Origin of the sequence: Streptomyces umbrinus, assembly GCF_030817415.1 — a bacterium.
Taxonomy (GTDB): Bacteria; Actinomycetota; Actinomycetes; order Streptomycetales; family Streptomycetaceae; genus Streptomyces; species Streptomyces umbrinus_A.
Genome location: NZ_JAUSZI010000002.1, coordinates 5,830,452 through 5,851,978, shown reverse-complemented (window position 1 = coordinate 5,851,978; position 21,527 = coordinate 5,830,452). Strand labels below are relative to the sequence as shown.

General features: G+C 71.5%; 20 protein-coding genes and 2 pseudogenes. 11 read left to right on the top strand and 11 right to left on the bottom strand.

Annotation, left to right across the window (positions count from 1 at the left end; translation table 11 throughout):
• Positions 1 to 6: 6 nt before the first annotated feature.
• From tadA to QF035_RS25580, 3 genes are all read right to left on the bottom strand, one after another.
• Positions 7 to 438, bottom strand: a complete 432-nt coding sequence (gene tadA / locus QF035_RS25590; RefSeq protein WP_269650279.1) for a tRNA adenosine(34) deaminase TadA — start codon at positions 436 to 438, stop codon at positions 7 to 9.
• Positions 439 to 494: 56 nt separating this feature from the next.
• Entirely contained in the window at positions 495 to 1,049 is a 555-nt protein-coding gene (locus tag QF035_RS25585) for a tRNA adenosine deaminase-associated protein (RefSeq protein WP_269650292.1), read from the bottom strand.
• 370 nt (positions 1,050 to 1,419) lie between these two features.
• Entirely contained in the window at positions 1,420 to 1,611 is a 192-nt protein-coding gene (locus QF035_RS25580; RefSeq protein WP_269650280.1) for a hypothetical protein, read from the bottom strand.
• A 153-nt stretch (positions 1,612 to 1,764) separates the two neighbouring features.
• On the opposite strand from QF035_RS25580, the gene upp reads away from it, so the two are divergent.
• Positions 1,765 to 2,400, top strand: coding sequence for a uracil phosphoribosyltransferase (gene upp, locus QF035_RS25575; RefSeq protein ID WP_143643421.1), 636 nt, complete (start codon positions 1,765 to 1,767; stop codon positions 2,398 to 2,400).
• A 42-nt stretch (positions 2,401 to 2,442) separates the two neighbouring features.
• Here upp and QF035_RS25570 read toward each other — a convergent pair whose 3' ends face one another.
• Positions 2,443 to 3,060 carry a LytR C-terminal domain-containing protein gene (locus tag QF035_RS25570; protein WP_307531411.1) on the bottom strand — a complete coding sequence of 206 codons (618 nt, stop codon included), beginning with the start codon at positions 3,058 to 3,060 and terminating at the stop codon, positions 2,443 to 2,445.
• A gap of 266 nt (positions 3,061 to 3,326) precedes the next feature.
• On the bottom strand, positions 3,327 to 3,623 hold the full coding sequence (locus QF035_RS25565) for a type II toxin-antitoxin system VapB family antitoxin (RefSeq protein WP_003999914.1): 297 nt from the start codon (positions 3,621 to 3,623) through the stop codon (positions 3,327 to 3,329).
• A gap of 174 nt (positions 3,624 to 3,797) precedes the next feature.
• On the opposite strand from QF035_RS25565, the gene QF035_RS25560 reads away from it, so the two are divergent.
• The gene (locus QF035_RS25560; protein WP_307522927.1) at positions 3,798 to 5,414 is read left to right on the top strand and encodes a helicase HerA-like domain-containing protein; all 1,617 of its coding nucleotides are present in this window, start codon (positions 3,798 to 3,800) and stop codon (positions 5,412 to 5,414) included.
• A gap of 58 nt (positions 5,415 to 5,472) precedes the next feature.
• On the opposite strand, the gene QF035_RS25555 is transcribed toward QF035_RS25560, so the two are convergent.
• The 4 genes from QF035_RS25555 to QF035_RS25540 form a co-directional block, all read right to left on the bottom strand.
• A complete protein-coding gene (locus QF035_RS25555; RefSeq protein ID WP_307522926.1) occupies positions 5,473 to 5,628 on the bottom strand; it encodes a hypothetical protein in 156 nt (51 codons plus the stop codon).
• Positions 5,629 to 6,365: 737 nt separating this feature from the next.
• The gene (locus QF035_RS25550) at positions 6,366 to 7,070 is read right to left on the bottom strand and encodes an HdeD family acid-resistance protein (protein ID WP_307522925.1); all 705 of its coding nucleotides are present in this window, start codon (positions 7,068 to 7,070) and stop codon (positions 6,366 to 6,368) included.
• Positions 7,071 to 7,195: 125 nt separating this feature from the next.
• Positions 7,196 to 7,789 (bottom strand): HhH-GPD-type base excision DNA repair protein, encoded by a 594-nt coding sequence (locus tag QF035_RS25545; RefSeq protein ID WP_307522924.1) that lies wholly within the window; start codon positions 7,787 to 7,789, stop codon positions 7,196 to 7,198.
• A 24-nt stretch (positions 7,790 to 7,813) separates the two neighbouring features.
• On the bottom strand, positions 7,814 to 8,542 hold the full coding sequence (locus tag QF035_RS25540; protein ID WP_307522922.1) for a siderophore-interacting protein: 729 nt from the start codon (positions 8,540 to 8,542) through the stop codon (positions 7,814 to 7,816).
• A gap of 78 nt (positions 8,543 to 8,620) precedes the next feature.
• Here QF035_RS25540 and QF035_RS25535 point away from each other — a divergent pair, with 78 nt between their 5' ends.
• The 4 genes from QF035_RS25535 to QF035_RS25520 all read left to right on the top strand — a co-directional run bounded on the left by QF035_RS25535 (position 8,621) and on the right by QF035_RS25520 (position 14,999).
• On the top strand, positions 8,621 to 11,401 hold the full coding sequence (locus QF035_RS25535; RefSeq protein ID WP_307522921.1) for a GNAT family N-acetyltransferase: 2,781 nt from the start codon (positions 8,621 to 8,623) through the stop codon (positions 11,399 to 11,401).
• Positions 11,402 to 11,513: 112 nt separating this feature from the next.
• Positions 11,514 to 11,993, top strand: coding sequence for a cupin domain-containing protein (locus QF035_RS25530; protein WP_307531409.1), 480 nt, complete (start codon positions 11,514 to 11,516; stop codon positions 11,991 to 11,993).
• Complete coding sequence (locus QF035_RS25525) at positions 11,990 to 12,883, top strand: SDR family NAD(P)-dependent oxidoreductase (protein ID WP_307522920.1); 894 nt, start codon at positions 11,990 to 11,992, stop codon at positions 12,881 to 12,883. The genes QF035_RS25530 and QF035_RS25525 overlap by 4 nt, the downstream gene beginning before the upstream one ends.
• Positions 12,884 to 13,088: 205 nt before the next feature.
• A complete protein-coding gene (locus tag QF035_RS25520) occupies positions 13,089 to 14,999 on the top strand; it encodes a copper resistance CopC/CopD family protein (RefSeq protein ID WP_307522918.1) in 1,911 nt (636 codons plus the stop codon).
• 6 nt (positions 15,000 to 15,005) lie between these two features.
• Here the strand turns inward: QF035_RS25520 and QF035_RS25515 are convergent, their stop codons facing one another.
• Positions 15,006 to 15,461, bottom strand: a complete 456-nt coding sequence (locus QF035_RS25515) for a MarR family winged helix-turn-helix transcriptional regulator (RefSeq protein ID WP_307522917.1) — start codon at positions 15,459 to 15,461, stop codon at positions 15,006 to 15,008.
• 81 nt (positions 15,462 to 15,542) lie between these two features.
• Here QF035_RS25515 and QF035_RS25510 point away from each other — a divergent pair.
• Positions 15,543 to 15,950, top strand: a pseudogene (locus QF035_RS25510) (PaaI family thioesterase); the annotation flags it as partial.
• 79 nt (positions 15,951 to 16,029) lie between these two features.
• Here QF035_RS25510 and QF035_RS25505 read toward each other — a convergent pair.
• Positions 16,030 to 17,432: pseudogene (locus tag QF035_RS25505) on the bottom strand (DUF2079 domain-containing protein).
• Between the two features lie 656 nt (positions 17,433 to 18,088).
• Here QF035_RS25505 and QF035_RS25500 point away from each other — a divergent pair.
• The 4 genes from QF035_RS25500 to QF035_RS25485 all read left to right on the top strand — a co-directional run bounded on the left by QF035_RS25500 (position 18,089) and on the right by QF035_RS25485 (position 21,516).
• Positions 18,089 to 18,607 carry a toxin-antitoxin system HicB family antitoxin gene (locus QF035_RS25500; RefSeq protein WP_055614605.1) on the top strand — a complete coding sequence of 173 codons (519 nt, stop codon included), beginning with the start codon at positions 18,089 to 18,091 and terminating at the stop codon, positions 18,605 to 18,607.
• Positions 18,608 to 18,718: 111 nt separating this feature from the next.
• Entirely contained in the window at positions 18,719 to 19,561 is an 843-nt protein-coding gene (locus tag QF035_RS25495) for a DUF4097 family beta strand repeat-containing protein (protein ID WP_307522916.1), read from the top strand.
• Positions 19,562 to 19,663: 102 nt separating this feature from the next.
• Complete coding sequence (locus tag QF035_RS25490; protein WP_307522915.1) at positions 19,664 to 20,728, top strand: ATP-binding cassette domain-containing protein; 1,065 nt, start codon at positions 19,664 to 19,666, stop codon at positions 20,726 to 20,728.
• Positions 20,725 to 21,516, top strand: coding sequence for an ABC transporter permease (locus QF035_RS25485; RefSeq protein ID WP_307522913.1), 792 nt, complete (start codon positions 20,725 to 20,727; stop codon positions 21,514 to 21,516). Before QF035_RS25490 ends, QF035_RS25485 begins: the two co-directional genes overlap by 4 nt.
• The last annotated feature ends 11 nt before the right edge of the window (positions 21,517 to 21,527 follow it).

Sequence of the window (21,527 nt, the reverse complement as noted above, 5' to 3'; positions counted from 1 at the left end):
GCCGGATCAGCGGTCGCGGAAGAAGTCGGTGAGCAGCCGGGCGCACTCCTCGTCGAGTACGCCGGCGATCACTTCGGGCCGGTGGTTGAGCCGCCGGTCGCGTACGACGTCCCAGAGGGAGCCGGCCGCGCCCGCCTTCTCGTCGCGGGCGCCGTAGACCACGCGGTCCACGCGGGACTGCACGATCGCGCCCGCGCACATCGTGCAGGGTTCGAGGGTCACGACGAGCGTGCAGCCGCCGAGCCGCCATTCTCCGAGCTTCGCGGCGGCCCGCCGGATGGCGAGCACCTCGGCGTGGGCGGTCGGATCGCCGGTCGCCTCACGTTCGTTGTGGCCGGTGGCGAGGACCGTCGTGCCGTCCGGGGACAGCACGACGGCGCCGACGGGGACGTCCCCGCCCCGGACGGCCGACCCGGCCTCGTCCAGGGCGAGCCGCATCGCCGCCCGCCAGCGGTCGCGTACGGGGTCCTGTTCCTCCTGAGCGCTCGGGGGAGTCAGCGGACGGTCTCCAGGACCTCCGCCGCGCCGAGCCGCTCGGCGATCTCACCGAGCGCGTCCGTGCTGTCCAGGGCCAGCAGCTCCTTCTCGTTCACGCCGAGGTCCGTGAGGACCTCGCGGTCTCCGATGGGTCCGGACGGCACGGTCTCACCCTTGGCGGTGACGCCGACGTCGTCCTCATCGTCGTCGTCGGCCTCGTTCTCGGGTTCACCGTCCTCCGTACCGTCGAGGTCGAGGGAGTCCAGGTCGGCGACATCGTCGTCGCCGGGATCCCTTCCGAGTAGTTCGTCGGTGAGGAGGATCTCGCCGTACGAACTGCGGGCAGCGGCCGCTGCGTCCGAGACGTAGATACGAGGGTCCTCCTCGCCGTCCACACGGACGACTCCGAACCACGCGTCCTCCTGCTCGATGTAGACGAGCACCGTGTCGTCGTCGACCGAGGCTTCGCGGGCCAGGTCGCTCAGATCCGACAGGGTCTCCACATCGTCGAGCTCTGTGTCGCTCGCTTCCCACCCGTCTTCGGTGCGCGCGAGCAGTGCGGCGAAGTACACCGTGACTCTCCCACTGGTCATAGACGTGCCGGTTGGGGGTCCCCCCGGCGGAGGCTGTGGGCGGGGAGTGCGTATGCCGAGCCCCGCCCACTCGGAATCGTGGCAGAAACGGAGCGTTCAGGAGAGGTCTTCGGCTCGCTGTGTCCCGGTCGCGTCTCAGCGCCCGTTCGCGTGTCGCGTGCGTCACGCCGCCGTACGGCCTCACCTGGGCGCCCAGCACCCACCGACAGCGGGATCGTACGCCGACACGGCCTCCGCTTCGCACGCGGCTTCCCGAGTGATCGTCGGGCGGGTCGCCGGCGGACGGTCCCGGGGGCGGGCGGTCTGCCCGCGCCACGGCGGGACCTGCGCGGGCGTGGCTACCGGCGGCCTACCAGCGGAATGTGCGCATACGCATGGCGTGGCGCAGCCGGGCCGTCTTGGCCCGCCGGGGCTGCACCCGGTCGCGCAGCTCGCGCGCCTCCGTGAGCTCACGCAGGAACTGGGCGCGGCGCCTGCGTCGCGCGGCCTCGCTCACCGGGTCCTCGCGTTCCTCACGGCTCCGCTGCTCCGGGTCGGACATGGGCAACACCCCCAGTCGGTCCTTCCCACTTTCCCTCCGACGGGCGGTTTGATGCCAGCTGGGGTTTACAGGTGGTTCAAGGCGGGGCGAGGTATCGGACGAGTCGGTGGCGGGCCAGGGGCGGGAGGCGGGCGCCCGGATACCCTTGTGGGCATGCGTCTCCACGTCGTCGACCACCCTCTGGTCGCTCACAAGCTCACCACGCTGCGCGACCGTCGCACCGATTCCCCGACCTTCCGGCGGCTCGCCGACGAGCTGGTCACCCTGCTCGCCTACGAGGCCACCCGGGACGTGCGCACCGAGCAGGTCGACATCGTGACCCCGGTGTCCCCGACCACGGGCGTCAAGCTGTCCCACCCGCGCCCCCTCGTCGTGCCGATCCTGCGGGCCGGTCTCGGCATGCTCGACGGCATGGTGCGCCTGCTGCCGACCGCCGAGGTGGGCTTCCTGGGCATGGTGCGCGACGAGGAGACGCTCCAGGCGTCCACGTACGCGACCCGCATGCCGGACGACCTCTCCGGCCGCCAGGTGTACGTCCTCGACCCGATGCTCGCCACCGGCGGCACGCTCGTCGCGGCGATCCAGGAGCTCATGAAGCGCGGCGCCGACGATGTGACGGCCGTGGTCCTCCTCGCCGCCCCCGAGGGCGTCGAGGTCATGGAGCGCGAGCTCGCGGGCACGCCCGTGACGGTCGTGACCGCGTCGGTCGACGAGCGCCTGAACGAGCACGGCTACATCGTCCCGGGACTGGGCGACGCGGGCGACCGGATGTACGGCGCTGCCGAATAGCGGGCCCGCGCTCATGCAGGGCGCGGGCCCGTACGGGACTTGCTAGCAGCTCTTCTTCGTCGCCGAGGGCGTCGGTGCGGGCTTGGCCAACGTGGTCAGGGCCTTGTCGGCGTCCTCTTTCTTCGTCAGGGCCTTGAAGGCCGTGCCGAGGATCAGGTCGACCTCCGCGGGTTTCGCGCGGGTGTCGGTCTTCAGCTCGGCGCCGGTGAGCTGCGTCGCGAGGACGGGGAGCGCTGCGTCGGAGGCCGCCTTGGCACCGAGGACTATCCCGGCGCCCTTGACCTTCTTGTCGTACGTCTTCGTCGCGTTGCCGACGTCACCGATCTTGAAGCCGCGTTTCTTCAGCTCGTCGGCGGTGTCCTTCGCGAGGCCGCCGCGGGGGGTGGCGTTGAAGACGTTCACGGTGATCTGGCCGGGCTTGGGGAGGGCCTTGACCGGGCTTGCGGAGGGCGAGGGGGATGCCGTGCAGTCGGCGGCCGGTCCTGCCGCGGAAGCCTCGTCGCCGCCGCCTGCGAAGACGTCGATGAGCTGCAGCGTTCCCCAGCCGATCAGTCCGAGCGCGGCGACGGAGGCGACTACCGCGAGCGCGATTCTGCGGCGCCCTCGGTTTCTGCGCATCCGCGGGTACTTGTCCCCCGTGATTTTGTACTGGCCGCCCATGCCAGGGGGAGTCAGCATGCTCATGGGCGCAGCGTAGTGCGCGTTGGCGGTGATGCCTACTAGATGATCATTGACCGGGGGTCAGTCCAACCCGAAAGGGCCAATTCGCTCCGCGGGGGCGGGGCGGGGGGCTTTTGGCTGCGGGCCGGTGGGGGCTGGTCGCGCAGTTCCCCGCGCCCCTGGTGGGTGGGCGCACCCGTAGGACGGTCGGTGCGGGCCGTCCGTGGCTGGGCGCGCAGTTCCCCGCGCCCCTTACGGGGCCCGGGTCAGTCCAGTTCCAGGACTCGGGCGTGGAGGACCTGGCGTTGTTGGAGGGCGGCTCGGACGGCTCTGTGGAGGCCGTCTTCGAGGTAGAGGTCGCCCTGCCACTTCACGACGTGCGCGAAGAGGTCGCCGTAGAACGTGGAGTCCTCGGCGAGCAGAGTTTCCAGGTCGAGCTGGCCCTTGGTCGTCACCAGTTGGTCGAGGCGGACCGGGCGTGGCGCGACGTCCGCCCACTGCCGGGTGCTTTCCCGGCCGTGGTCGGGGTACGGCCGGCCGTTTCCGATGCGCTTGAAGATCACACGGAAAGCCTACCGGTCAAGAGCTTCCGGGCGCAGCCATGGTGGCGGAGTGCGACGCTGGAAATGACGCCGTAAATAGGGGCAAACCGGTAATTCTCCTAGATCACCCTTTCAAGATCGGTTCGGATGCGGGCCGAGGACAGTCTTGGGTAAACCGGGAAACAGGGGTCTGAAATGACTGACAGTGAAGCGCCGCCGGCAAAGGCACCCGAAGGCGTGAGTGGTGCTCCCGCGCTTCCCCGGCCGGTCCTCGAAATCGCTTCCGGATACGCCTTCACGGGCCCCGCGCTCGATCTGGGCGCCCTGCTGTGGGACGGGCGGTGCCTGCCGGACGTACAGATCCGGATCCCCCTGCCGATGCTCAACCGGCACGGGCTGGTCGCCGGGGCCACCGGTACGGGCAAAACGAAGACCCTGCAGCTCATCGCGGAGCAGCTGTCCGCGCAGGGCGTGCCGGTGTTCCTCGCCGATGTGAAGGGTGACGTCTCCGGGATCTCGGCGCCGGGACAGGAGAACGACAAGGTGCGGACGCGGGCCGGGGAGGTCCGTCAGGAGTGGACGCCTGCCGGATTCCCCTGCGAGTTCTACGCCCTCGGGGGCATGGGGCACGGCATCCCCGTACGCGCGACCGTCACCAGCTTCGGGCCGGTCCTGCTGTCCAAGGTGCTTCAGCTCAACCAGACCCAGGAGCAGTCGCTCGGCCTGATCTTCCACTACGCCGACCAGAAGGGCCTGGAGCTGGTCGACGTGAAGGACCTGCGGGCCGTGGTGACCTTCCTGACCTCCGACGAGGGGAAGTCCGAGCTCAAGGGCATCGGCGGGCTCTCCACGGCCACGGCCGGAGTGATCCTGCGCTCGCTGACGGCGTTCGAGGCGCAGGGGATGAGCCCGTTCTTCGGGGAGCCGGAGTTCGACACGAGTGAGCTGTCGCGCGTGGCGAGGGACGGGCGGGGCACGGTCTCTGTTCTGGAGCTGCCCGCAGTGCAGGACAAGCCGCAGCTCTTCTCCACGTTCCTGATGTGGCTGCTCGCCGACCTCTTCCACGATCTGCCGGAGGTCGGTGACGTGGACAAGCCGAGGCTCGTCTTCTTCTTCGACGAGGCGCACCTGCTCTTCAACGACGCGTCGAAGGCCTTCCTGGACGCCATCACCCGGACCGTCCGGCTGATTCGCTCGAAAGGGGTCGGTGTCTTCTTCGTCACGCAGACGCCCAAGGACGTGCCCGGAGATGTCCTCGCCCAGCTCGGCAACCGGGTGCAGCACGCGCTGCGCGCCTTCACGCCCGACGACCAGAAGGGCCTCAAGTCGACCGTGAAGACCTTCCCCAACTCCCCGTACGACCTGGAGGAGGTCCTCACCGCGCTCGGGACCGGCGAGGCCGTGGTGACCGTCCTCAGCGAGAAGGGCGCGCCGACGCCGGTCGCGGCGACACGGCTGCGGGCGCCGGAGTCCCTGATGGGGCCCGTCGACCCGGCCGTCCTCGACCGGGCGGTCGAGCAGTCGCCGCTGTACGGGCGTTACGCGGAGGCGGTCGACCGGGAGTCGGCGTACGAGAAGCTGACGGCGAGGGAGAAGGAGGCCGCGTCCTCCCCGGCGCCCGCGGCGCCCTCGGCCCCCGCGGAGTCGGCTTCGTCGCGGGGCCGCGGCCGGCAGGCCGACGACCAGGACTCCTCCGTCGTCGAGCAGGTCGTCGGCAGCGGTGTCTTCAAGTCCCTGGCCCGGAGCCTGGGTACGCAGATCGGTCGCGAGATCACCCGGTCGATCTTCGGAACGGCTCGGCGGAGGCGGTAGCCCCGTGCCGGGGGCCCGGGGAGGCGGTACAGGTCCGCCTCCCCGGCGGTGGGGCGGCTCAGTCGCGCTTGTGGTCCTTCGGCGGGGACTGCTGCTCCGGGGCGGGTTCCGGGGTGACCTGGTGGGTGTCACGCGCCGGCGTCGGCTTCGGGGCGTTGCGGAGGGATTCGGCGCGTACGAGGGCACGCAGGATCGCGTACGGGTCCTTCGACATGGGGGTCCTCTCGTGCTGCTGGTGGGGAGGGGGAGCGGTCCGGAGCGGGACCGTCAGCAGCGGAGGACCATGCAGCGCTGGGCGCGCGGGGTGGGGGCGTACGGAGGTACGGGGTGGGCGTGTGGCCTCGGGCGCGGGTGAGTGGGGACGGGGGGTCGTGCGGGGCGCTGGGGTACGAGGGGGCGGTGGCCCTGGCGGGCCGGGGGGCGTAGGGCTGTGTCCAGGAGGTCGTGGGGGTGTTCCAGACCGGACTCGGTGGAGACGGCGGCCGGTGGTGCGGTGCGGGTTCCTGTGTGGCCGCCCACGGCACTCACCGTGCACGTCGCGCACAGCACGGCCGCGAGCGCCATGAGGAACCGTGGCCAGGTGGGCCGACGGTTCCGGCGCTCGCGCCGTGGGGTGAACCGGTCGGGGCTCATGAGTGGTCATGTCCCCGGGACGGGTGGGTGGTTCATCGGCCGGGTCCCGAGAACCCCCCTCTTGGCGTACGCCGTCGCCTGCGGCGGGCTGCGTTTTCGGGTGCGGGTGAGTGGGGGCTTGTCGCGCAGTTCCCCGCGCCCCTGGAGTGGGTGGGGGTTCGGTGTGGTGGGTGGGTGCGGGTTCGTTCGGGCTGAGCGCGCAGTTCCCCGCGCCCCTTAAAGACGAAAGCCAGGGGCGCAGCCCCGCTGCTTCAGGGGCGCGGGGAACTGCTTGACAAGCCCCCACCGGGCCCGCACCCGACCACAACCCGGCCCACCTCAAAGCGCCCGCGGCGCATACCGCGCCCGCCTGCGCAGCTGTACCGCCGTGATGATCTCCGTGATGCCGAGGGCCAGGAGCCAGCAGCCGCCGACCACCGTGAGGACGGCGACCGACTCGAAGGGGGAGACGATCAGGACGACGCCCGCGAGGAAGCTGAGGACGCCGAGGAGGATCTGCCAGCCGCGGGCGGGGGCGGACGGGTCGGACACGGCGGCCAGGGTCTGTGTCACGCCCCGGAAGAGCCAGCCGATGCCCATCCACAGCGCGAGCAGCAGGATCGACTGCATCGCCCCGCGGAAGCAGAACAGGCCGAGCAGGATCGACAGGGCTCCGCTGATGAAGGCCATGACCCGCAGGGAGGTCGCCGCGTGCGTACCGAAGGCGGAGACCAGTTGGAGTACGCCGCTGAAGAGCAGGTAGAGCCCGAAGAGCACCCCCGCCGCGAACAGCGTCGCCTCCGGCCACACCAGGATCATGACGCCGAGCAGCAGTGTCGCGATCCCGGCGGCCAGTACGGCCTGCCAGGCGGTGCGCGTGAGGCGGAAGAGCGGATTCTCGGGTCCGCCGGGACCACCGAGTCCTCCGGAGCCACCGAGCCCTCCGGGTCCGCCGGGCCTCTCCGGCCGGTGCGGGTCGCGGGCCGCGTGGACCCGCCGGTCGTCGTCCGACCCCCAGGGCGCTCTGCTCGGTACCTCGGCCATGCTCCATGCTCGGACCGGCGTCCGGCACCCCGCCACCCGGGACGGCCGACCGACTGACCCCTCCCCCGGCCGTCCCCTCGCAGCCCCCTCCTACGCGCCGCGGGTCGCCTACGCGCCGCGGGCCCTCACTTGCCGGAGGCCTTCGCCGCCTTCGCCGCCGCCTTCATCTCCTGCTTGTGCGCCCGTACCTTCACCAGCGATTCCGGCCCCGTGATGTCGGCGACCGAGCGGAAGGACTTGTCCTCCCCGTACGCACCGGCCGCCTCGCGCCAGCCCTTCGGGCGTACGCCGAGCTGCTTGCCCAGCAGCGCGAGGAAGATCTGCGCCTTCTGGGCGCCGAAGCCGGGCAGCTCCTTGAGACGGCGGAGGAGTTCCTCGCCGGTCTTCACGCCCTCCCAGACCTTCGCCGCGTCCCCTTCGTAGTGCTCCACGAGGTACTGGCACAGCTGCTGGATCCGCTTCGCCATCGAGCCCGGGTAGCGGTGCACGGCCGGCTTCTCGGACAGCAGCGCCGCGAAGGCCTCGGGGTCGTGCGCCGCGATCTCGTGCGCGTCGAGATCGTCCGTGCCGAGGCGCTGCGCGATCGTGTACGGGCCCGCGAAGGCCCACTCCATCGGAACCTGCTGGTCGAGGAGCATGCCTACGAGCGCGGCGAGCGGGCTGCGGCCGAGCAGTTCGTCGGCCTCGGGCTGCTGGGCTAGGTGAAGCGTGGCGTCCATGCTCCGATCATCGCGCGTGGCCGCTCAGGCCGCGCGCCAGTACCCCAGCGCGTTCACCCGCTGTTTGGGCAGCGCCAGCTCCTTGCGGAAGTAGGCGGCAAGCGCCCGCGTCGTCGCCGTGTCGCAGGCGATCCAGACGTACGGGTCGGCCGCGTCCTTCAGAAGTTCCGGCACGGCCTCCTTCACCTGGGCCACCAGGTGCGCGCCCTTGTCGAGCCGGGGGACCGTACGGACGTCATGGCGGTCCGGGTCCGCCTGGAGGGGCAGGCCGTCCAGGCCCTCCGCCGACTCGAACCAGATCGTCGTGGGCGCCGAACCCACCGCCCCGAGAAGGGAGTTGAGCGCGGGGAGGGAGGCCGTGTCGCCGATCGCCAGGACGTGGGAGGGTGCCGGGTCCGGGTCCGTGAAGCCCGTGCCCTGGACCGTCGCCTCGATCGTGTCCCCGGGCTTCGCGGCCCGCGCCCAGTCGCTCGCGCACCCCTCGTGCAGCGCGAACTCCAGGCTGAAGGTCCCCGCGTCCGGATCCGGATCCACGAGTGTGTACGCCCGCTGGTGCGGCTTGCCCGCGTTGTCGAACCACAGTCGCACCCACATCGTCGGGTGCACCCCGGTCGCCGCGAGCATGCCGCCGTCGGTGAGGTGCACCCGGCGGTAGTGCTCGGTGACGTCCGCCGCTCCCGTGACCGTGAACTCGAAGTCCTTGCCCCGGAACAGTTTGAGGACCGCGCCCTCCCAGCCGTGACCCTGCCCCATGACGTCTTCACCCTTCGCGTACGATTCCGGCGCACCTTACTTAGGTGAGCCTAACCTAATCCACATGGGAGACACAGGGTGACCGTCGAGATCTACCGTGATGCCTGGGGTGTCCCACATCTGCGCGCGGGCGACGCGCGTGAACTCGCCCACGCCCAGGGCCTGGCCACCGCCCACGACCGCGCCTGGCAGCTGGAGGTCGAACGGCACCGGGCGCGCGGCACCTCGGCCGCGTTCCTCGGCGCGGACGCGCTCGGCTGGGACCGGTTCGCGAGACAGGCCCGGCTCGACGACACGGCGAGACGCTGCTTCACCGCCCTGGAGAGACGGGACCCCGAGACGGCCGCCTGGGTCCGGGCGTACGTCGACGGGGTCAACCAGGGCCTGCCCGAAGGCGCCCGCCGCGCCCCCGAGTTCGCGAGCGTCGGCCTCGCCCCCGACCACTGGGAACCCTGGACCCCGCTCGGCGTCTGGCTCGCCACGCACATCCTCTTCGCCGGGTTCCCGGCCAAGCTCTGGCGCGAGGAGGTCGTACGCCATCTCGGTCCGGACGCGGTCGGCCTCTTCGCCACCGACGGACCCGGCACCTCCGGCAGCAACGGCTGGCTCGTCACCGGCGAGCGCACCGCCACCGGCGGGCCGGTCATCGCCGGCGACCCCCACCGCTACATCGAGGCCCTCGGCGTCTACCAGCAGATCCGCCTGTCCTGCCCGGAGTTCGACGTCATCGGCCTCGCCGTGCCGGGCGTCCCGGGCATCGCCCACTTCGGCCACACGGGCACGGTCGCCTGGTCGATCACCAACGCGATGGCCGACTGCCAGGACCTGTACCGCGAGCGGCTCCGGCGGACCGGCCACGGCGACCGGGTGGAGGCGCTCGGCCCGGACGGGGCCTGGCACCCCGCCTCCCGCCACACCGAGTTCATCGAGGTGGCCGGCGGCGACCCCGTTGAGGTGGAAGTGATCGAGACCGACCGCGGCCCGGTGGTCATCAACGGCGACACGGACCCGTACGGCGACACGGACCCGTACAGCGACACGGACCCGTACAGCGACGGCGACGGCGACACGGACGGTGGCAGCGGCAGGGACCGCGGCGGCGACGCCTCGACCGCCCCCCTCAGTCTCCGCCACCCGCCCCGAGTCACCGAGGACCTCGGCTTCTCCTCCCTCCTCCCCCTCCTCCGCGCCCGCCGGGTCGCCGACGTGGACCGCGCGTTCGACGACTGGGCCGAACCCGTCAACGTCGTCCAGGCCGCCGACGCCGAGGGCGGTCTGCTGCACCGGGTCGCGGGCAGGGTCCCGGTCCGGAGCGAGGACAACCGCACGCGGATCGTCAACGCCTGGGAGCCCGGGCACGAGTGGCGCGGCTGGTACGCCCCCATGCCGCGCGGCACGGTCGACGACGGCATCGCGGTGATGGCGAACCAGCGCGGCCCGGCGACCCCGCTCGGTGTCGAGTTCGCCCCGCCCCACCGGGCCACCCGGCTGCGCGCACTCCTCGGCACCCGGCGGGACTGGTCCGCCGCCGACATGGCCGCCCTCCACATGGACACCCATCTCGCCTCCGCGGCCCCGCTGTTGGACCGCCTCGCCGCCCTCGACGGCCTCACCCCCGAGGCCGCCTCCCTGCGCGACCGGCTCCTCCACTGGGACCGCCACATGGCAGCCGACAGCACGGAGGCGGCCGCCTATGCGGCGGGCCGGGGCGCGGTCGTACGCCGCCTCGCGGCCCACCCCGCCCTGGCCCGCCTCGCCGAACCCCCGCTGTACCCCGAAGTCTTCCGCCCCTGGCTCGCACTCGTCCCCCGAATCGCCTTCGCACTCGAAAGCCTGCTCAGGGCCGAGGAGTTGTACGGGATCGACCGTGCCGAGGTCGTCAGGGCGGCCGTGGAGGAGGTGGCCGGGGACCCGCCGAGGGGCACGTGGGGCGACACCCACCGCCTCGCTTCCTGGCGGGCGCTGCCGGACCCCTCGTACGACGAACGGGAGCCCGGGCTCTCCGGCGACCACGACTGCGTGCTGTGCACCTCCGCGGTGCCGGGGCTCACCGACCGGGCCGCCCGCGGTCCCGCCGCCCGCTATGTGTGGGACGTCGCGCGGCGCGAGAACAGCCTCTGGGTGGTGCCGTTCGGTGCCTCGGGTGTCCCGGATTCACCGCACCACCGCGATCAACTCCCCTTGTGGGTCCGGGGAGATCTCGTCCCCGTCGTGACCGACTGGACCCAGCTCATGGAGGACACAACGATGACGTCAGAGCCGTACGCCGCGAGCCGTGAGGCCGTTCACGAGCAGGTCGTCGACGGTCTCGGCACGGTCCGCGTCCTGCGTGTGGACCCGGACGCCGACCTGGACGTGCTCCATGCGTGGGTGACGGCCGAGCGTGCCCGGTTCTGGGGCATGGGCGGCTTCGGCAGGGAGCAGGTGCTGGAGACGTACCGGCATCTCGACTCCCTCGACACCCACCACGCCTACCTGGCCGTCCTGGACGGCCGGCCGGCCGCGCTCTTCCAGACGTACGAGCCGGAGGCCGACCGGGTCGGTGAGTGCTACGAGGTGGAGCCGGGCGACATCGGCGTCCATCTGCTGATCGCGCCCGCCGGCGAGGGCGACGAGCGGCCGGGGCACAGCTCGGCGCTGCTGACCGCGTTCACCGAGTATGTGCTGGGCGTCCTCGACCGGCGCCGGGTCGTGGTCGAACCCGACACCCGCAACGCGAAGGCGATCACCCGCCTGACCCGCCAGGGCTTCGTACTCGGTCCACCGGTCGTGCTCCCGGAGATCGACCTGCCGGAGGTGTACCTGCCGGCGAAGAAGGCCCAACTGGCGTTCCTGACAAGGGAAGCCGCGGGTTTTTAGGGACGAGGGGGGCGACGACTGCCTCGGTGCGACGCCGGGCGTTCCGCGCGTCGCGGTCCGGTTGGCGCATCGCCAACTCCCTTTGGGGCATGGTCGGTAGGTGGTCCATGACATCACTCCCGAAGCCCTTGTCGCCCACTACAAGCTGGAGCCCATCCCCAAGGAGGGCGGTCTCTTCGCCCGTACCTGGGCGGGTCCCGAACGGCCCGACGGCCGCCCCGAGGGGTCCGCGATAGTGGTCCTCCTGACCGCGGAACCCGATGACTTCTCCGCGCTCCACCGACTCCCCGCCGACGAGACCTGGCACTTCTACCTGGGGGATCCGCTGGAGATGCTGCTCCTGTCCCCCGACGGCACGTCCCGTACGGTCCTGCTCGGCCCCGACGTCCTCCGCGGCCAGCACCTCCAGTACACCGTGCCCGCAGGCACCTGGATGGGCGCGCGGGTCGCGACCGCCACCGGCTGGTCGTTCTTCGGGTGCACGATGGCGCCCGGTTTCACCTACGAGGGGTACGAGCACGGGGACGCGGCGGAACTCACCGCCCGCTACCCGGACCGGGCCGCGCGGATCGCCGCGCTGAGCCGCCCGTGAGCGGCCAGGACGGCGTACACCGCGACGGACACCGCCGCGGACTTCTCGGTGGACTTCTGGACGGGCAGGTCGCCCTCGTCACCGGAGCGTCGGGCGGCATCGGCCGGGGCATCGCGCTGCGGTTCGCCGAGGCGGGGGCGGCCGTGGCCGTCCACTTCCGTACGAACGCGGAGGCCGCCCGTGAAGTCGTCGACCTCATTGTCGGCTCGGGCGGACGCGCCGTCGCCCTGCGTGCCGATCTGACCATCGAGGACGAGTGCCACCGCCTGGTGCGCGAGGCGGCCGACCGGTGCGGCGGCCGGCTGACGGCCCTGGTCAACAACGCGGGCGTACAGCCGGTCCAGGAGCTGCCCGGGATGACGGCGGGGGACTGGCGGGCGGTGGTCGACGCCAATGTGTCGAGCGTGTTCGCGTGCACGCAGGCGGCGGTGGAGGCGATGCGCGACGGGAGGGAGCAGAGCGGTCCTAGTGACCTGAGTGACCCGGGCGGCCCGAGTGACCCGGGCGACCGGCGGGGCTCGTCCGGTGGGCCTGTGGGCAGCATCACGCACATCGCGTCGATCGAGGCCACACACCCCGCTCCCCTGCACGCCCACTACTCCGCGTCCAAGGCGGCCGTCGTCGCGCACGCGCGCTCGGCGGCCCTGGAGTACGGTCCCTACGGAATCCGCGTGAACACGGTCTCCCCGGGGCTGATCGACCGCGCGGGCCTCGCGCAGGCGTGGCCCGACGGCGTACGGCGCTGGCAACAGGCGGTGCCCACCGGGAGGCTGGGGCGTCCCGAGGACGTGGGCGACGCCTGTGTCTTCCTCGCCTCGCCGATGGCCTCCTGGATCACCGGGCACGACCTGGTCGTGGACGGCGGGGTGTCGGCGCGGCCGACCTGGTGAACGCCGGTGCCCGGGCGGTCCTGGTCGGCCGGTGCGGGCGCGGGCCGTGTTGAACAAGGTGTCGCGTACATCCGTACTCCCACCGAGGCCGTAGCCGCGGACAGCCGCAGACGTACATGGACGTGCAGGGCGAGCAGGACGAGCAGTAGGGAGAGGCGACGTGGGCCGAGTGCGCCGCATACACCGAGTGCTACGGGTACTACGGGTGTCGGCGCCACGCCGGGCAGTCGCCCTCGTCGTCCTGCTGGGCACGCTGTTCCTGCTGGGCGGCGCGGGCCCGGCGTCCGCCCACTCGGCCGTGCGCGAGACGACCCCCGGTGAGGGAACCGTCCTCAAGTCCGCGCCGAAGCAGGTCACCATGACCTTCACCGAGTCGGTCGGCATCACCGACGACTCGGTGCGCGTCCTCAGCCCCGAGAACCGCCGGGTGAACGCGGGCGACACCGAGCACGCGTCCGGCCGGTCCGACACGGTCCGGGTGCCGCTCGACGACGGCCTGGCCGACGGTACGTACACCGTGGCCTGGCGGGTGGTCTCGGCGGACAGCCACCCCATCTCGGGTGCCTTCACCTTCTCCATCGGCAAACCGTCCGAGACCACGGCGTCCGTCTCCGCCGAGCCGGCCGTGAACCCCGCCTCGGGCGCGCTCTACGACATCGCCCGCTACGCCGCGTACGCCGCCGTCGCCCTGCTCATCGGCGCGGCCACCTTCGTCCTGGTCTGCCGCCCGCCCTCCGCCGAGCCGCTGCGCGGACTCGTCCGGGCCGGCTGGTGGGTCCTCGTCGCCACGACGGCCGCGCTCCTGCTGTTCCGCGGCCCGTACGAGCGCGGCACCGGCCCCTCCACCCTCCTCGACCCCGAACTCATCGAGAACACCCTGACCAGCAGGCCGGGCTGGGCCCTGCTGGCCCGGCTCGCACTGCTTGCGGGGGCGGCGGTCTTCCTCGTACGGGTCGGTCGGGGCGCATCGGCGGAGACGGAGGGTCCGGAGAAGGAACAGGTGCGGCCGAAGCCGGTCGTGCTCGCGGTCGGTGGGCTTCTCGCCGTCGGTCTGGCGGGTACCTGGGCGGCCGCCGAGCACGCGTCCGCCGGGATCCAGGTCCCCCTGGCGATGACCTCCTCCGTACTGCACCTGCTGGCGATGGCGGTCTGGCTGGGCGGTCTCGCGGCGCTCCTCACCACGCTCCACCGCTCGGAGGCGCTGCTCTCGGCGGCCTCCGTTGCCCTCTTCTCGCGCCTCGCGTTCGCCTCGGTCGGCGTGCTGGTGCTGACCGGCGTCTACCAGTCCTGGCGGGGGCTCGGCTCGTGGGACGCGGTGTTCGACACGTCGTACGGCCGGATCCTGGTCGCCAAGGTGTGCGCGGTGGTCGTACTGCTGGCGGCGGCGGGTTTCTCGCGCCGCTGGACGGGCCGGCTGACGGACGCGGAGGAGCCGTTGCGGGTCCCGGTGCTGGAGACGGTGGGGGCGCGTGCGGGCGGGGGCGCTGACTCCGGCCCTGGGGCGGGTGGTTCGAGTGGGGACACCAGGGAGTCCACGTCGGGGGAGTCCACGTCGGCCGCGGCCGGAGACGGGTCCGGCGAGAAGCCCGACAACGAGTCCGGGCCGACCTCTCTGCCCAGCGCCCGCCGCGGTGCCCTGCGCCGCTCGGTTCTGGCCGAGGTCGTCGTGGGCGTGGTCGTGCTGGTGATCACGACGGTTCTCACCGGTACGCAGCCGGGGCGCGCCGAGATCGAGACGGCGGCGGCCGAGGAGACCGCGGCGGCCGGTCAGCGGACCGCGTCGACGACGCTGATCCCCTTCGACGTCGGTACTCCGGGCGGCCACGGCAAGGTCCAGATCGTCCTGGAACCGGGCCGTGTCGGCGAGAACACGGTCGAGGCGGTCATCATCGGTCCGGACGGAGGCATCGCCACGGTCCCCGAGATCCGCCTCTCCTTCACCCTCGCCTCCCAGAAGATCGGCCCGATCGACGCCGGCCTCACCGACAAGGGTGGCTACTGGGGCACCTCGTCCCTCAACCTGCCCATCCCGGGCACCTGGACGATGAAGGTCACCGTCCGCACCTCGGACATCGACCAGGTGTCGGAGACGCGCCGGGTGAAGATCCTCCGCTGACCTCGGTCAGGACTCCCAGTGCGCCAGTCGGCGGAGGGCCGCGGCGGTGCGTACGAACTCGTCCTCGCCGAGAAGAGCCCGCATCTCGCCGTTGAAGCGGTCGATCTCGGGCTGGGCGGCGCGCAGGGCACCGGCTCCCTCGGACGTCAACTCCAGTGTCACGGCCCGGTGTTCGCGCGGGTGGGCCTGCTTGGTGACGAGACCGGCCGTGGTGAGCCGGGTGACGAGCGCGGTGACGGCGGACTCGCGCAGCCCCAGGGTGCGGGCCAACTCCCGCTGGGTGACGCCGGGTTGCTCGCGCACGGCGAACAGCGCGCCGAGCTGCGCCGTGGTGATCCCGGCGGCGGCCAGACAGCGCCGGTCCGCGGTCGTACGCAACTGGTGGGCCGCGCGCTGGAGATGGAAGAAGAGGCGCGGGTCGGGCTCGGGGGTGTCCCCGGGGTCGGGGCCGGTCTCGGACATGGGGCGATCTTGACAGATCCGGCGGATGCGCGGGATTCTCACTTCACTAGTGAAGTGAAGTGAAGTGAGGCGAGGTGTGGTGTGAGTGACATCCCGGATCTGGCGGCTGCCCAGAAGGTGCTGGCGGCCCAGCCCTTCAGCAACCTGGTCGGTGCCCGACTGGTGTCCTTCGGGGACGGTGAGGCGACGCTCGAGCTGGACATCCGCGACGACCTGCGCCAGCAGTACGGCTTCCTGCACGGCGGTGTGCTGGGTTACGCCGCGGACAACGCGCTGACCTTCGCCGCGGGCGCCGCGACCCACTCCCGGCTGATCACCGCCGGCTTCACCATCGACTATCTGCGCCCGGCCGAGGGCGTACTGCTGCGGGCCCGCGCGCAGGTCGTCCGGGCCGGCCGCACCCGCGTCGTCTGCCGCTGCGACCTGTCCACCGTGGACGACGAGGGCGCCGAGAGCCTGTGCGCCGTGGCGCAGGGCACGATCGCGGTGCTGGGCTCTTCCGAGGAGTCGGAGGGATCGGAGGCAATGGGGGTGTCGGGGGAATCGGGGGAATCGGGGGAAGGCGCGATCAGGGGTCGAGCTTGAGGACGACGTATCCCTCGACGGTGCCGACGAGCGAGTAATCGGCGCGGGGGTGGAGTTGCCGCGCGCGGGCCTCGATGTCGCGGATCCGGTCGCGGGAGTTCTGCAGGGCGATGTAGTCGGGGGTGATCCCGCGGGTGTCGCCCACCCACAGGACACGGCAGCGCGAGGTGAGGCGGCTGCTCGGGCGGATGTCGGCCTCGACGGTCGCGCCGTCCGGGATCCGGTCCAGGAGACGCTCGACCGCGGTGACGCGCGCCGGCTTGCGGTAGGCGGCGGGCTCGGTCAGTACGGCCATCGGGAGCGTGGTCGTGAGCGACAGCGCGGCCGCGGCGACGGCCGCGGGCAGATGATGCGCGTACGTACGCAGCCAGGGCCGCGGGCTGTACCGGGCACCGGCGAGGGCGTCGACGAGGGCGAGCGCGACGACGGGCATCAGGACCGCGCTGTAGTGCCAGTCGGTCCCCCAGTAGTGGTCGTCGGAGGAGAGGAACCGCCACCCGAGCGTGGGCAGTGCGACGACGGACAGCGTGGAGCGCAGCGCCAGCAGCCCGGTGGTCGGCACCAACAGCCAGGCGAGGGTGCGGAGTTTGTCGCCCGTGCCGTCGAGGAGGGTCGAGCCGCCGTCGACCTTGGTCCAGTAGTCGTAGCCGCCGGTCGTGTTGAAGGCCGGGATGACGAAGACGAGTACGACCAGGGTGGCGGCGATGCCGAGCGCCGCCACGGCGAGGGCGTACAGGGTCGTGCGCCGGGAGTCGCGGCGGCACCGCAGGGCGACGACGAGGGCGATGGCCGCCACCGTCACTCCGAGGTCCTCCTTGACCAGCACCAGGGGCAGCGCCCAGAGCAGCGCCGCGCGCCACCGCCGGGCCAGGACCGCCTCCAGACTGAAGGCGATCAGGGGCACGGCGAAGCAGATCTCGTGGAAGTCGAAGTCGACGGCACGCTGGATGCCCCAGGACAGGCCGTACGCGATGCCGAGCGCGAGCCCGCGTGGACGCCCCAGCAGCCCGGCGGCCGCACGGGTCACCGGCACGGCCGACAGCGCGAACAGCGCGGCCTGCGCGACGAGCAGGGTGAGCGGGGAGGGGAAGACCCGGTAGACGGGGGCGAGGAGAGCGGTGACCGGGCTGAAGTGGTCGCCCAGGACATTGGCCCCCGGCCCCTTCAGATCGACGACGGGCGCCTGGAGGTGCGCGTACGCGCGGACGGCCTGCTCGAAGATGCCGAGGTCCCAGGAACGGGTGGCCAGGTTCCGGTAGCGGGCGAGGGAGAGGCCGTGTAGGCGGCGAAGAGGACGACCGCGAGGAGACACGGGTCGAGCCGGCCCGGCCGGCCGGCTCGGCGGGGGCGCCGGTCACGCGGGGGGAGCGCGACCGGCCCGGGTATCGCGACCCCGAGTGTCCGTACCGGGGCCTGTGCCTGTGCCTGTGCCTGTGCCGGTGTCTGGGCCGGTATTCGTGTCGGTGGGGATGTCGGTGACGTCTGCGCGGCCAGGGCGTCCTGCGGCGGGCCGGGAAGAGCCTTGGTCACGAGCGGTCCTTACGAGCCGTCGGCGCACCGGGCAACCAGGAAGTCATCGGTCGGGTAGTCGATGTCGGCACTGGGTTTCCGAGGGACAGGGCTTCCGAGGGACAGGAATGGAGACCAGAGCATGACACGGACCTCGATCCCCACGCGATGGAGGCCCGTGTTTCCGCAGTTCAGGGGCTGTGGAGGAGACCGGATTCGAAGGAACGGGCCTCGCTGATGGCCTCGCATGGCATCACATGACGTCGAGTCGCGTCGGGTGGCGCGGGTTGGTGCCGGGCGGCACCGGTGGCGCGGATTGGCGCCGATTGGCACCGAGTGGTGCCGGGCGGTGTCATTCGGTGCCGCGCGGTGCCAATCCCAGCCATGAAAGGTGCGTGAGCGCTCTTGGTGCCACAATCGCTCAGCTAGGTGCCAGTTTATTTTCGCAGGTCAAGCTGATTGTGTTGATCGCTGAATCCGAGACTTCACCTCAGGGCTTGCATGTGGCGCCATTGTGGTGCCATCATGGCGTCATGGACCTCACCCCGTATGTCGACAGCCTCCGCCGCGAACTCGCGGTGGCCGCCGAAGCCGGCGGCGACGAAGCCCGCGAGCTGGCGGAGAGGCTGACGGCTCCCCTGGAGTCGGCGACCCGGCTGATCATGCTCAACGTGCTCTCCGCCGCGACGGACGAGATCACCCGTGAACTCGCCCCCGGCTCGGTCGACGTACGGCTGCGCGGGCTCGACCCCGACTTCGTCGTGACACCGCCGCCCACCGACGGCGGCGCCTCCGCGGAGCCGGCCGAGCCCGTCGAACCGCTAAGGGCCCCGGCCCCGGCCGACGGCGACGAGAGCGGCACCGCCCGCGTCAACCTGCGTATGCCGGCCCACCTCAAGGCCCGCGCGGAGGAGGCCGCGACCCGCGAGGGCCTGTCGGTCAACGCGTGGCTGGTGCGCGCGGTGTCGGCCGCGGTCGACGGCGGCACCCGGCCGCGTACGACCGAGAGGACCCAGACCATCGGCCAGAGCATCACGGGCTGGGTGCGCTGACGGCGCCCGCGCCCCCCGCCACTTCACTCACATCACTTCACGTACGCCACTTCACTCACACCACGTCCCACCAGCGGGGACGGCCCAAGGACTCAAGAGGACGGGACAGCCATGCCTTCTTTCGAAACTCCCGAACCGATCTCGGCCACCGCCTACGTGTACGCCGGTTCCATCCGGTTCACCACGGGCGACCGCCTCGACACCGTCGTCGACGTGCGGCCCCGTGACCCGAAGAAGGACCTGGACGTACGGACGGCCGACCAGACCGAGGTCTCCTACGCGAGCGGCACCCTGACCGTCACCACGCCCAAAGCCAACCTGCTCGGGCGCGGCGGCACCGTCGACGTGTCCGTGGAACTGCCCACGGGCTCGAACGTCGACATGACCGGCGCCGGGACCCAGATGATCGGCGAGGGCCGGCTCGGCGAGGTCCGTGTGAAGATCTCGGCGGGTGACGTCCGCCTCGACACCACGGGCCCGCTGCAGCTGAAGGTCTCGCACGGCTCCAGCACCGTCGACCGGGTCGAAGGCATGGCCGAGATCACCACCAGCACCGGCAACGTGCGCGTCGGCGTTGTCGACGGCCCCGCCGTCCTGAAGAACTCGCACGGCAGCACGACCGTCGGCGCCGTGACCGGCGAGCTGCGGATGAGTGGCGCCAACGGCGCGATCGACATCGCGCGCGCCGAGGCCTCGGTCGTCGGCACCACGACCAACGGCTCCCTTCGCGTCGCCGAAGTCACCCGCGGCAACGTCCAGTTGGAGACCTCCAACGGCGCCATCGAGGTCGGTATCCGCGAGGGCACCGCCGCCTGGCTCGACGTCAGCTCCAACCGCGGGCACGTACGCAACACGCTCGCCGCGTCCGAGGCCCCGGACCAGACCGAGGAGACCGTCAAGGTCCGCGCACGGTCCAACTGGGGAAACATCGACGTCCTCCGCGCCAAGGCCTGAGCACCCTCGCCTCGCCGGGACCCGCCCCGCCCTGCCCGGCCCCGCACCAGCCTCATCTCCTCCGATGTCCCAACCCCTTCAGCCTTCTAACGGGAGGGCTCCATGCCTTCATCTGTCATGCCCACGTCCAATCAGCGTGACGGCCACGCATCGCCGGCCGCCGTGTCCACCGTCGGTCTGCGCAAGTCGTTCGGCGACAAGACCGTCCTCGACGGCATCGATCTGCACATCCCGGCCGGGTCCGTCTTCGCCCTGCTCGGCCCGAACGGCGCCGGCAAGACCACCGCCGTGAAAATCCTGTCCACCCTCATCTCCGCCGACGGCGGTCAGGCCCAGGTCGCGGGCCACGACGTCACCACGTCACCGGACGGGGTGCGGGCCGCGATCGGTGTCACCGGTCAGTTCTCCGCCGTGGACGGTCTGATCACCGGCGAGGAGAACATGCTCCTCATGGCGGACCTGCACCATCTCTCGCGCAGCGAGGGGAGGCGGGTCACCGCCGAACTCCTGGAGCGCTTCGACCTGGTGGAGGCGGCGAAGAAGCCCGCCTCGACCTACTCCGGGGGTATGAAGCGCCGCCTGGACATCGCGATGACCCTGGTCGGCAACCCGCGGATCATCTTCCTCGACGAACCGACCACCGGCCTCGACCCCCGCTCCCGCCACAACATGTGGCAGATCATCCGCGAACTGGTCACGGGCGGCGTGACCGTCTTCCTCACCACCCAGTACCTGGAGGAGGCCGACGAACTCGCCGACCGCATCGCGGTCCTCAACGACGGCAAGATCGCCGCCGAGGGTACCGCCGACGAACTCAAGCGCCTGATCCCCGGCGGACACGTACGCCTGCGCTTCGACGACCCGGCCGCGTACCAGACGGCCGCCGACGCCCTGCGCGAGGCGACCCTCCCCCACTCTCGGCTTCGCTCGAGCGGGGGGACCCCCATCGACGAGGCACTCTCCCTCCAGATCCCCAGCGACGGCAGCCAGCGCGAACTGCGCTCCATCCTCGACTGGCTGGACGCGGCCGGCATCGAAGCCGACGAACTCACCGTGCACACCCCCGACCTCGACGACGTGTTCTTCGCCCTGACCGGCCCGGCCAACATCCCCAGCCAGCCCAGCCAGCCCACTCAGCTCAACCAGCCCAAGGAGGATGCCCGATGAGCTCCCTCGCCCTCGCCGTGCGCGACTCGTCCACGATGCTGCGCCGCAACCTCCTGCACGTGCGGCGCTACCCGTCCCTCACCCTGAACCTGCTGCTCACCCCGGTCGTGCTGCTGTTGCTCTTCGTCTACATCTTCGGCGACGTGATGAGCGCCGGCATCGGTGGCGGCGGCGCGGACCGCTCCGACTACATCGCCTATCTCGTGCCGGGCCTGCTGCTGATGACCATCGGCGGCACCACGATCGGTACCGCGGTGTCCGTCTCCATGGATATGACCGAGGGCATCATCGCCCGCTTCCGCACGATGGCGATCCACCGCCCGTCGGTGCTCGTCGGACACGTCGTCGGCAGCGTCCTGCAGTGCGTGATGAGCGTGGTCCTCGTTGGGGCGGTCGCGGTGGCCATCGGCTTCCGGTCCACGGATGCGACAGTCTTGGAGTGGCTGGCGGCGTTCGGACTGCTCGTGCTCTTCGCCCTGGCGCTCACCTGGATCGCGGTCGGCATGGGCCTGATCAGCCCGAACCCCGAGGCCGCGAGCAACAACGCGATGCCGCTCATCTTCCTGCCGTTCATCTCCAGCGCCTTCGTCCCGGTCGACGCGATGCCGGGCTGGTTCCAGCCGATCGCCGAGTACCAGCCGTTCACGCCGGCCATCGAGACCCTGCGCGGGCTGCTGCTCGGCACCGAGATCGGCCACAACGGATGGCTCGCCCTCGCCTGGTCCCTGGCGCTGACCGCACTGGGCTACTTCTGGTCGACCGCGAAGTTCAACAGCGACCCGAAGTAACCGCCGCCGAA

Excerpts from the sequence above, each read along its gene's own strand:
- QF035_RS25495 (WP_307522916.1), top strand. The coding sequence starts at position 18,719 with ATGCCTTCTTTCGAAACTCCCGAACCGATCTCGGCCACCGCCTACGTG.
- QF035_RS25580 (WP_269650280.1), bottom strand. The coding sequence starts at position 1,611 with ATGTCCGACCCGGAGCAGCGGAGCCGTGAGGAACGCGAGGACCCGGTG.
- QF035_RS25490 (WP_307522915.1), top strand. The coding sequence starts at position 19,664 with ATGCCTTCATCTGTCATGCCCACGTCCAATCAGCGTGACGGCCACGCA.
- QF035_RS25555 (WP_307522926.1), bottom strand. The coding sequence starts at position 5,628 with ATGTCGAAGGACCCGTACGCGATCCTGCGTGCCCTCGTACGCGCCGAA.
- QF035_RS25500 (WP_055614605.1), top strand. The coding sequence starts at position 18,089 with ATGGACCTCACCCCGTATGTCGACAGCCTCCGCCGCGAACTCGCGGTG.
- QF035_RS25485 (WP_307522913.1), top strand. The coding sequence starts at position 20,725 with ATGAGCTCCCTCGCCCTCGCCGTGCGCGACTCGTCCACGATGCTGCGC.
- QF035_RS25560 (WP_307522927.1), top strand. The coding sequence starts at position 3,798 with ATGACTGACAGTGAAGCGCCGCCGGCAAAGGCACCCGAAGGCGTGAGT.
- upp (WP_143643421.1), top strand. The coding sequence starts at position 1,765 with ATGCGTCTCCACGTCGTCGACCACCCTCTGGTCGCTCACAAGCTCACC.
- QF035_RS25545 (WP_307522924.1), bottom strand. The coding sequence starts at position 7,789 with ATGGACGCCACGCTTCACCTAGCCCAGCAGCCCGAGGCCGACGAACTG.
- QF035_RS25570 (WP_307531411.1), bottom strand. The coding sequence starts at position 3,060 with ATGGGCGGCCAGTACAAAATCACGGGGGACAAGTACCCGCGGATGCGC.
- QF035_RS25540 (WP_307522922.1), bottom strand. The coding sequence starts at position 8,542 with ATGGGGCAGGGTCACGGCTGGGAGGGCGCGGTCCTCAAACTGTTCCGG.
- tadA (WP_269650279.1), bottom strand. The coding sequence starts at position 438 with ATGCGGCTCGCCCTGGACGAGGCCGGGTCGGCCGTCCGGGGCGGGGAC.
- QF035_RS25515 (WP_307522917.1), bottom strand. The coding sequence starts at position 15,461 with ATGTCCGAGACCGGCCCCGACCCCGGGGACACCCCCGAGCCCGACCCG.
- QF035_RS25550 (WP_307522925.1), bottom strand. The coding sequence starts at position 7,070 with ATGGCCGAGGTACCGAGCAGAGCGCCCTGGGGGTCGGACGACGACCGG.